The 9,541-nt window shown below is 70.8% G+C and carries 5 protein-coding genes; 3 read left to right on the top strand and 2 right to left on the bottom strand.

What is annotated here, in order from left to right:
* Nucleotides 1–147 precede the first annotated feature (147 nt).
* Nucleotides 148–1,080, top strand: a complete 933-nt coding sequence (locus tag AC08OQ_RS13770; protein ID WP_476602310.1) for an endonuclease/exonuclease/phosphatase family protein — start codon at nucleotides 148–150, stop codon at nucleotides 1,078–1,080.
* A gap of 64 nt (nucleotides 1,081–1,144) precedes the next feature.
* Here AC08OQ_RS13770 and AC08OQ_RS13765 read toward each other — a convergent pair whose 3' ends face one another.
* A complete protein-coding gene (locus AC08OQ_RS13765; RefSeq protein WP_476591825.1) occupies nucleotides 1,145–1,921 on the bottom strand; it encodes an enoyl-CoA hydratase/isomerase family protein in 777 nt (258 codons plus the stop codon).
* 406 nt (nucleotides 1,922–2,327) lie between these two features.
* Between AC08OQ_RS13765 and acs the strand changes: the two genes are divergently transcribed.
* Nucleotides 2,328–4,322: an acetate--CoA ligase gene (acs, locus tag AC08OQ_RS13760; protein WP_476605402.1), complete on the top strand. Its 1,995-nt coding sequence runs from the start codon at nucleotides 2,328–2,330 to the stop codon at nucleotides 4,320–4,322.
* Nucleotides 4,323–4,455: 133 nt separating this feature from the next.
* Entirely contained in the window at nucleotides 4,456–7,014 is a 2,559-nt protein-coding gene (gene glgP, locus AC08OQ_RS13755; RefSeq protein ID WP_476602053.1) for an alpha-glucan family phosphorylase, read from the top strand.
* Here glgP and glgX read toward each other — a convergent pair.
* Nucleotides 7,011–9,422 carry a glycogen debranching protein GlgX gene (glgX, locus tag AC08OQ_RS13750; RefSeq protein ID WP_476605403.1) on the bottom strand — a complete coding sequence of 804 codons (2,412 nt, stop codon included), beginning with the start codon at nucleotides 9,420–9,422 and terminating at the stop codon, nucleotides 7,011–7,013. The genes glgP and glgX overlap by 4 nt on opposite strands.
* Nucleotides 9,423–9,541: the final 119 nt, after the last annotated feature.

Below are 9,541 nucleotides of genomic sequence, written 5' to 3'. Positions count from 1 at the left end.
CCCTAGTGCAGTGAGTTCCGCGCAGGAGTCCGGTTCCGCCGTGCCGGACATCGACCCCATCTCCCGGCACAAGAACATCCCGGTCGCCGCCCCGGAGCCCCGGCCGCGCCCGGCCTTCCCGGTCCGCCCCCTGGTCGTGATCGTCGCGTGGGTCACAGCGGCCAGGCTCGGGGGGTCGCCCTCGGCCGGTTGGCCCATCTCGACGATGCGGTGGGCTGGCCCTACTCCGCGATCAACGCCGGGACCGAACTGCTCTACCTCCCGGCCTACGCCACCGTGGCGGTGGCCTTCGCACTCCGCCGCAACCTGCTGATGATCATCTCCATGGCCCTGATCGCCATCCATCTGTTCTGGACCCTGCCCGAGGTTCTCCCCGGCGGCGCCGAGGAGGCCCCGCAGGGTGCCGCGCGCCTGCGGGTGATGTCGGCAAACCTGCTTTACTACAACGACCGCGCCGACCGACTGGGCACGCAGATCCGCGCCGCGAACCCGGACGTGCTCGTCCTCGTGGAGCTCTCCCCGCTCACCCTAGCGCGGGTCACCTCGTCCGGGGCGCTGGCGAGCTACCGGTACCGCGAGGTGTACCCGGAGCCGGGTGCGTTCGGCGCCGCCGTGTTCTCCCGCTTCCCGCTGCACGACGCCGCGGCCCCGGTCGTCGGCGGATCGATGTCGTTGCGGGCCACCGTGGAGGTGGATGAGCGTCGACGCTTCGTCGTGTACGCGGTGCACACGATCTCACCGACGACCAGCGCCTACACCGACCAGTGGCGGACCCAGCTCGACACGCTGCGCGCGCAACTCGAGCACGCCACGCTGCCGGTCGTCATGGCCGCCGACTTCAATGCCACCCGGGACCACCGGCCGTTCCGCCGGCTGGTGAGCTCGGGGGTACGCGACGCGCACGACGTCGTCGGCGGCGGGTGGCAACCGACCTGGAACTCCAAGAGCCTGATCCTGCCGCCCGTGCTGCGCATCGACCACGTGCTGGCCTCACCCGCGTTTGCGGTGACGGGTTTCGAGGTCGGCGGCGACTTCGGCAGCGACCACCGGCCGGTCATCGCCGACCTGGCCATGCGGTAGCCCCCGGATGGCGCCTTCGGCGCCATCCGGGGACCTCTACCACAGGCACCGCACGGGGTTCCGGTCAGCGGCCGATGAAGTCGGCCTTGCCGGGCCCGCTCTCGAGGAAGGACTCCATTCCGATCCGCCGGTCCTCGGTGGCGAACAGCCCGGCGAACAGCGCCGCCTCCAGGCGCAGCGCCTCGGCCAGCGCGATCTCCGCGCCGTCGTCGACCGCGTGCTTCGCCGCCGCGAGCGCCATCGCCGGGCCGTTCGTGTACCGGCCCGCGATCCGCTTCGCCTGCACGTACACCTCACCCGCGGGAACGACGGCGTCGGCCAGGCCGATCTCCGCGGCCTCGGCCGCCCGGACCTGCCGGCCGCTGAAGATGAGGTCCTTGGCGCGGGACGGGCCGATCAGGCGCGGCAGCCGCTGGGTGCCCCCCGCACCGGGGATCACTCCGAGCAGGATCTCGGGCTGGCCGACCCGGGCGTCCTCGGCCAGGACCCGCACGTCCGCGCACAGGGCAAGCTCCAACCCGCCGCCCAGGGCATAGCCCGTCACCGCGGCGACCACGGGCTTCGGGATCCGGGCCACGACCTCGAAGGTGGAGTTCAGATCGCCCACCCAGGCGGATACCTCGGCGTAACCCATCGGCGCCATCTGCCGGATGTCGGCCCCGGCGGCGAACACCTTCTCCCCGCCATAGAGCACCACCGCGCGGACGTCCGACCGCCGGGTCGCCTCGACCGCGGCGGTCCGCAGCTCCGCGGCGACCGTGGAATCCAGCGCGTTCATCGGCGGCCGGTCTAACCGGATGGTGCCGATCCCGCCGTCAACCTCGAGCCGCACCACACTCATCCGCATTCCTCCCGCTTCAGGCCCCTCGACGACCGGCGAGGCGTCCGGCACCCCGGCGTTCCCCACCCCGCCCCCGCCCGCCGAGATCGTCGACGGCGCCGGCTTTGAGGATGGTTTCGGTGTCGCTGTAGGTGTCGGTCGTCACGATAGGCCGACACGAGCTGATCTTCATCAATCATCTCCCGATCGGGTTCGGGGATCACTTGGTTCCAGCCGGCGCACTAGCCCCTAACTGGAAGTAGCGGACATTACCAACTGTCGGCCACCAGTCGGTCCCCTCCCACTCCCGGAACCTGCCGACCGCCGGAACCTGCCGCGCAACTCCTGAGAGTTGACGGGCCTTCGTGGTAGACCGAGGGGCAGAGTATGACCGTGCTGTTCGTCCCGAGCCGACCCAGGAGGAGCCGTGGCCGACACAGGTGTCAGCGTCCCGACCGGTCTCGAGAACGTCGCCGATCTCGAGGCGACCCTGGAGAGCCTGCTGTCAGTGGAGCGTTTCGACCCGTCGGCGGCCTTCACCCGGCGCCGGCCGATGGACGCCGACCGGGCCGCCGCCGAGGCGGACCCGAACGCGTTCTGGGCTCGCAAGGCCGAGGAGCTGCTGACCTGGCACACGCCGTTCACGCAGGTACTCGACGACTCGAACCCGCCCTTCTACACCTGGTTCGCGGACGGGACGCTGAACCTGTCGGAGAACTGCCTGGACCGGCACGTGGCGGCCGGGCGCGGCGAGCGGGTGGCCTTCCACTGGCACGGGGAGGAGGGAGAGCGGCGCACCGTCACCTATGCGGACCTGCTCGCCGACACCCAGCGGCTGGCGAACGGGCTGCGTTCGCTCGGCGTGCGCGCCGGCGACGTGGTCGGGATCTTCCTGCCGATGATTCCCGAGGTGGCCGTCGCGATGCTGGCCTGCGCCCGGATCGGCGCGGTCCACAACGTGGTCTTCGGTGGTTTCGCGCCGTCCGCGGTCCGGGAGCGGATGGAGGTCTCCGACGCCAAGGTGCTGATCACCGTGGACGGCGCGCGGCGCAAAGGGCGGACGGCGCCGGTGAAGGCCGCCGTCGACGCGGAGCTCGGTGACCTCCCGGCACTGGAGCACGTTGTGGTCGTGCCCGGGCCGGGCGGTACCGGGGCGCCGATGACCGCGGGCCGGGACGTCTGGTACCACGAACTGCTGGCCGCGGCGGCGCCCGACTGCCCGCCGGAACCGCTGTCCGCGGAGCATCCCCTGTTCATCCTCTACAGCTCCGGATCGACCGCGAAGCCGAAGGGGATCCTGCACACGACCGCGGGTTACCTGCTCGGTGCCACCTACACTCACCGGGCGGTCTTCGACATCGACCCGGGCACCGACGTCTACTGGTGTTCCGCGGACGTCGGCTGGATCACCGGGCACTCCTACATCGTCTACGGCCCGCTGTCGAACGGCGTGACCAGCGTGATGTACGAGGGGGCGCCGGACTACCCCGACTACGACATCTGGTGGCGGCTCATCGAGGAGTACAAGGTCACCGTGTTCTACACGGCGCCGACGGCGATCCGTACGTGCATCAAGTGGGGCGCGCGGTATCCCGGTCGGCACGACCTGTCCTCGCTGCGGGTACTCGGCACGGTCGGGGAACCGATCAACCCGAAGGCATGGTTGTGGTACCACGTGGTCATCGGCGGTGGTCGCTGCCCGATCGTCGATACGTGGTGGCAGACCGAGACCGGCTCCGTGCTCATCTCGCCGCTGGCCGGCGTGACGTCGACCAAGCCGGGTTCGGCGACCCTGCCGCTGCCCGGTATCAGCCCGGCGCTGCTCTCGGAGGACGGCGAGCCGGTCACCGAGGGCACCGGAATCCTGGTGATCACCAAGCCATGGCCATCCATGCTGCGCACCCTTTACAAGGACGACGAGCGGTTCGTCAAGACGTACTTCTCCCGCTTCGGCCCGTCGACCTACGTCGTCGGCGACGCCGCGCGCCTCGACGCTGACGGCTACTTCTGGATCATCGGGCGGATCGACGACGTCATCAACGTGTCCGGGCACCGGCTGTCCACCGCGGAGGTGGAGTCGGCGATCGTCGCCCATGAGGCCGTCGCCGAGGCGGCGGTGGTCGCAGAGTACGACGAGCAGACCGGCCAGGCGATCGTCGCGTTCGTGACGCTCGCCGGTGACCGCTCGGGCGACGAGGCCGAGCTGCGCGAGCACGTGGCCAGGCGGATCGGCAAGCTCGCCCGGCCGCGGCGGATCATCTGGGCCGACGACCTGCCGAAGACCCGGTCCGGTAAGATCATGCGCCGGTTGCTGCGTGACATTGCCGAAGGCCGGGAACTCGGCGACGTCACGACCTTGCGCGACCCCGCGGTGATGGCCGCGCTCGCGGCCAAGGTGGGCACCGCCCGAGACAGCGAGTAAGAGCGGTTCCGGTCCCCGGTTCCGGACAATTCTGGCTGTCATCGGGTCGACATGACAGTTGTTTCCCGGCCGGGACCAGCTGGCCGCACCCGGGTGTGTCGACGTCGCCGGCACTGTCTAGGCTCACGTCTTCGTGAGAGCCCTCCGACGGTTCACCGTCCGTGCGCAGCTCCCCGGGCAGCTTGCTCCACTAGGGGAACTAGTCCTGAATCTTCGCTGGTCCTGGCATCCCGAGACGCTGGACCTGTTCGAGTCTGTTGATCCGGAGCTCTGGCGGGCGACGAAGGGAGACCCGGTCCGCCTGCTCGGCGAGGTGGATCATAACCGGCTGCTCGCGCTGGCCGCCGACCGCCGGTTCGTGCGCCGGCTCACCGACGTCGCGGACGACCTCCAGGAGTACCTGACAGCCGATCTGTGGTATCAGCAGCGGAAGGCCGAAGGCGCCCCGTCGGCGATCGCCTACTTCTCCCCGGAGTTCGGTATCACCGAGGTGCTGCCGCAGTACTCCGGCGGCCTCGGCATCCTCGCCGGCGACCATCTCAAGACCGCGAGCGACCTCGGCGTGCCGATCATCGGCGTCGGCCTGCTCTACCGGGCCGGGTACTTCGTGCAGTCGCTGTCCCGGGACGGCTGGCAGCAGGAGCGGTACCCGGGCATCGACCCGCACGGGCTCCCCCTGGCCCAGCTGACCGATCCGGCGGGGATGCCGGTGAAGGTGGCCGTCGGTCTGCCCGAGGGTCGCACGCTGCACGCGCAGATCTGGAAGGCGCAGGTCGGACGGGTCCCGCTGCTGCTGCTCGACTCGGACGTCGAGGACAACCAGCCGGCCGAGCGGGGGGTGACCGACCGGCTCTACGGCGGCGGGACCGACCACCGGCTGCTCCAGGAGATGCTGCTGGGCATCGGGGGTGTCCGTGCGCTGCGCGCCTACGCCGCGGTGACCGGGACTCCGGAGCCCGAGGTGTACCACACCAACGAGGGGCACGCGGGCTTCCTCGGCCTGGAGCGGATCCGGGAGCTCGTCGAGAACGGGCTCAGCTTCGACGAGGCGCTCCAAGCCGCCCGCGCCGGCACGCTGTTCACCACCCACACCCCCGTCCCCGCCGGCATCGACCGGTTCCCTCGCAGCCTGGTCGCCCGCCATTTCGGCGGGGACAACGGCTGGCCCGGTGTGCTGGTCGAGCGGATCCTGCAGCTCGGGGTGGAAGCCGACCCCAACGTCTTCAACATGGCCCACATGGGTCTGCGGCTCGCGCAGCGTTCGAACGGCGTCAGCAAGCTGCACGGCATCGTCAGCCGGGAGATGTTCGCGGGGCTGTGGCCCGGTTTCGACACCGCCGAGGTCCCGATCGGCTCGGTGACCAACGGGGTGCACGCCCCGACCTGGGTGTCCCGGCCCATCATCGAGCTTGCTGACCGCGAGCCCGGCCCGGGCCTGCTTTCCGACGACGCGGCCGGATTCGAGAAGATCTCCGCGTTGCCCGACGAGGTCGTGTGGGCCGCCCGGCGGCAGTTGCGGGAACGCCTCGTCACCGAGGTCCGCCGCCGGCTGCGGGCCTCCTGGCTCGAGCGCGGCGCGGCACCCGGTGAGCTGGAGTGGGTGGAGTCGGTTTTCGATCCGGACATCCTCACGATCGGTTTCGCCCGGCGCGTGCCGTCCTACAAGAGGCTGACCCTCATGCTGCGGGACCGTGACCGGCTGCGCCGGCTGCTGCTGCACCCGCAGCGGCCGATCCAGATGGTCATCGCCGGCAAGGCGCACCCTGCCGACGATGGTGGCAAGCAGCTCGTCCAGCAGATCGTCCAGTTCTCCGACGACCCGGCCGTGCGGTCGCGCATCGTCTTCCTCCCCGACTACGACATCGGGATGGCGCGCTTCCTGTACTCCGGATCGGACGTCTGGCTGAACAACCCGCTGCGTCCGCTGGAGGCGTGCGGCACGTCGGGGATGAAGGCCGCGCTGAACGGCTGCCTGAACCTGTCCATCCGGGACGGCTGGTGGGACGAGATGTTCGACGGCCAGAACGGCTGGGCGATCCCGACCGCGGACGGGGTCGAGGACCCCGACCGGCGCGATGACATCGAGTCCGTCGCCTTGTACGACCTGTTGGAGAACACCGTCGCCCCCCGCTTCTACGACTCGGAGCCCGGCGACGGCATCCCGCGGCGCTGGGCCGCGATGGTCAAGCACACCCTGTCGGCTCTCGGTCCCCAGGTCCTGGCCAGCCGCATGGTCCAGGAGTATGTCGAGCGATACTACGTGCCGGCCGGTGTCTCGGCCCGGGCCGCCGCCGCCGGCGGCTTCGCCGGGGCCCGGGACCTGGCCGCCTGGAAGAGCCGGGTGCAGGCCGCGTGGCCCGGGGTCCGCGTGCTCAACGTCGACTCCGCTGGTCTCGGTGACACCCCTCAGGTGGGCCAGTCGCTGGTGGTGCGGGCCACGATCGACCTCGGTGAGCTGGCCCTCGAAGACGTCGACGTCCTCGCCTCCTACGGCCGGATCGACCAGACCGACCGGATCCTGGATCCTTCGACGCTGTTCCTGCAGCCGGTTGGCGAAGGGGAGGGCGGTCACCGCTACGAGGGCACCATCCCGCTCGGGCGCACCGGACCCTTCGGTTACACGGTGCGGGTGCTGCCCCGGCACGCACTCACCGCGAGCATCACCGAACTGGGCCTGGTTACCAACCCCTAGGGGTCCCCGCACCGCGGCGAAGCCGCCGTGCCGGGGGGATGGGCTCGTAGGACGAGCACGCTGTGGCCCAGCACGGTCAGGGACTCGCCGCCGGCATAGCTGGTTCCCGGTACCGCGACGGTCGCCGGGAATCCGGCGAGATCGTCGTCGGCGGTATTGAGCAGCAGGTCGTGGCGGGCCGCCCAGGGGGCACCGGGCAGGGTGACGACGGTGTCGCCGCGATCCGGATGGAACACGTACACCAGGCCAGTGCCGTGGGCCGGTCGATCGTGCGTCCCCCGCCCGCCGGCAGGATCCTCAGCGACGGGGCTGCCGGCGACATGGGCCACGAGCGTCGCGACCCGCGGGGCGTTCCAGTCCGCCACCGACATCACCGCCCCGTCCGCACGGAACCAGGTGATGTCCGCGAGTCGCCCGGGTGCCGACTGGCCGCCGTGGAAGAACCGCCCCCGGCGCAGCACGGGCTCGGCGGAGCGCAGTGCCGCCAACCCGCCCACCAGCCGGCACAGCGCCGGGTCGGGGCCGGCCGGGTCGGGGTAGGCGTGGTCCGGCTCCGCGACGTCCACCGATCCGGCGAGGTCGGTCGGCCAGTCGAGCCAGGACACCGCGTTGTCCTGGCAGTAGGCGTTGTTGTTGCCGCCCTGCGAGCGACCGAACTCGTCGCCGGCGAGCAGCATCGGGACGCCCGTGGACAGCAGCAGCGTCGTGATCAGTCCCCGGCGCACCCGGCGGCGGATGGTCAGGATCACCGGGTCGTCGGTCGCGCCCTCCACCCCGTAGTTCGCCGAGCGGTTGTCCGCCTCGCCGTCCCGGTTGCCCTCGCCGTTGGCCTCGTTGTGCTTCTCGTTGTAGGAGACCAGGTCGGCCAGGGGAAAGCCGTCGTGGGCGGTGACGAAGTTGATCGATGCCCAGGGGCGTCGGCCGCCGTGCTCGAACAGGTCCGACGAGCCGGACACCCGATAGCCCAGATCGGCGACGCCGCTGGTGTGCCTGTTCCACACGTCGCGCACGGTGTCGCGGAACCGCCCGTTCCACTCCGCCCAGGGGGCCGGGAACCCCCCCACCTGGTACCCGCCCCAGCCGACGTCCCACGGCTCGGCGATCAGCTTCACCGTGGCGAGGATCGGGTCGGCGTGGATGGCGGTCAGCAGGCTTGCCGCGGGGTCGAAGGCGTCGGGATTGCGGGCGAGCGCGGTGGCGAGATCGAACCGGAACCCGTCGACGCCCATCTCCGTCACCCAGTACCGCAGCGAGTCGCAGATCAGCCGCACGACGTGCGGTGAGGACGTGTTGAGGGTGTTGCCGCAGCCGGTCACGTCACGGTAGCGCCGGGGATCCATCGGCTCTACCCGGTAATAGGTCGTGTTGTCCAGGCCGCGCAGGGACAGCGTCGGGCCCCGCTCGCTGCCCTCGGCGCTGTGGTTGTAGACGACGTCGAGGATCACCTCGATGCCGGCGGCGTGCAGGGCGACGACCATCGCCTGGAATTCGCCGATCGGGTCGTCGGTGGCCGCGTACCCGGCATGAGGGGCGAAGAAGGCCAGGGTGTTGTAGGCCCAGTAGTTGATTTTTCCGCGCTCGAGCAGGGCCGGTTCGGAGACCGAGGCGTGCACCGGCAGCAGTTCGATCGCGGTGACGCCGAGCCGGCGCAGGTGCGCCAGGACGCTCGGGTGGCCGAGCCCGGCGTACGTCCCGCGTAACCGTGGCGGCAGGCCCGGGTGACGTTTCGTGAGCCCGCGTACGTGCGCCTCGTAGATGATCGTGTCCGACCAGGGGATGGTGGGCCGGTTGTCCGCCGGATGTACGCCCGGATGTACGCCGTGACCCGTCGAACCGCCACTCCCGGATCCGGGGTCCCCGATCCCGAGGTCCCCGAATCCGGAGTCCCTGGTCCCGGCGGGGCCCCGCTGCGCCCGCCCGGGCCCGGTCACGACGCAGCGGGGCACGAACGGTGCGGAGTCCCGCGGGTCCGGTTCGAAGCCGTAGGGGTCGCCGCCACCGAACCCGTAGATCGCCGGGTCCGTGCGCAGCGTCCCGGCTACCAATCGGGCGTAGGGGTCGACCAGCAGCTTCGCCGGGTTGTACCGCTGGCCCCGCTCCGGGTTGTAGGGACCGTGTGCCCGCAGGCCGTAACGCTGACCGGGGCGGACGCCGGCCAGATAGCCATGCCACGCCCCGCCGTCACGCTCCGGAAGTCGATGGCGTGTCTCGCGGCCGTCGGCATCGAACAGGCAGAAGTCGACCGCCTCGGCCCCGGGGGCGACGACAGCGATGTTCACCCCGGACCCGTCCCAGGTCACGCCCAGTGGCACCGCGCACCCCGGCGCGAGCCCGGAGGCGGTCGGCGCCGGTACGCCCGGGGATGCCGGTATGTCCGGTGAGACGGTGGTCTTCACGGTGTCGGACACCTTGGCGACGCTAACCGATCCCCTTTTCCGGAGCACGGGAAACACGGTGGCCGTGGAACAGGCCGGGGATGACGTCAAAAGAAGGAGGACGGCTGCGCCGACGACGACCCCTGCTAGGG

The sequence above is a fragment of the Frankia sp. CcCS3 genome (assembly GCF_977927575.1).
The sequence above is the reverse complement of the archived record's forward strand: the minus strand, read 5'-3'. Positions and strand labels throughout refer to the sequence as shown.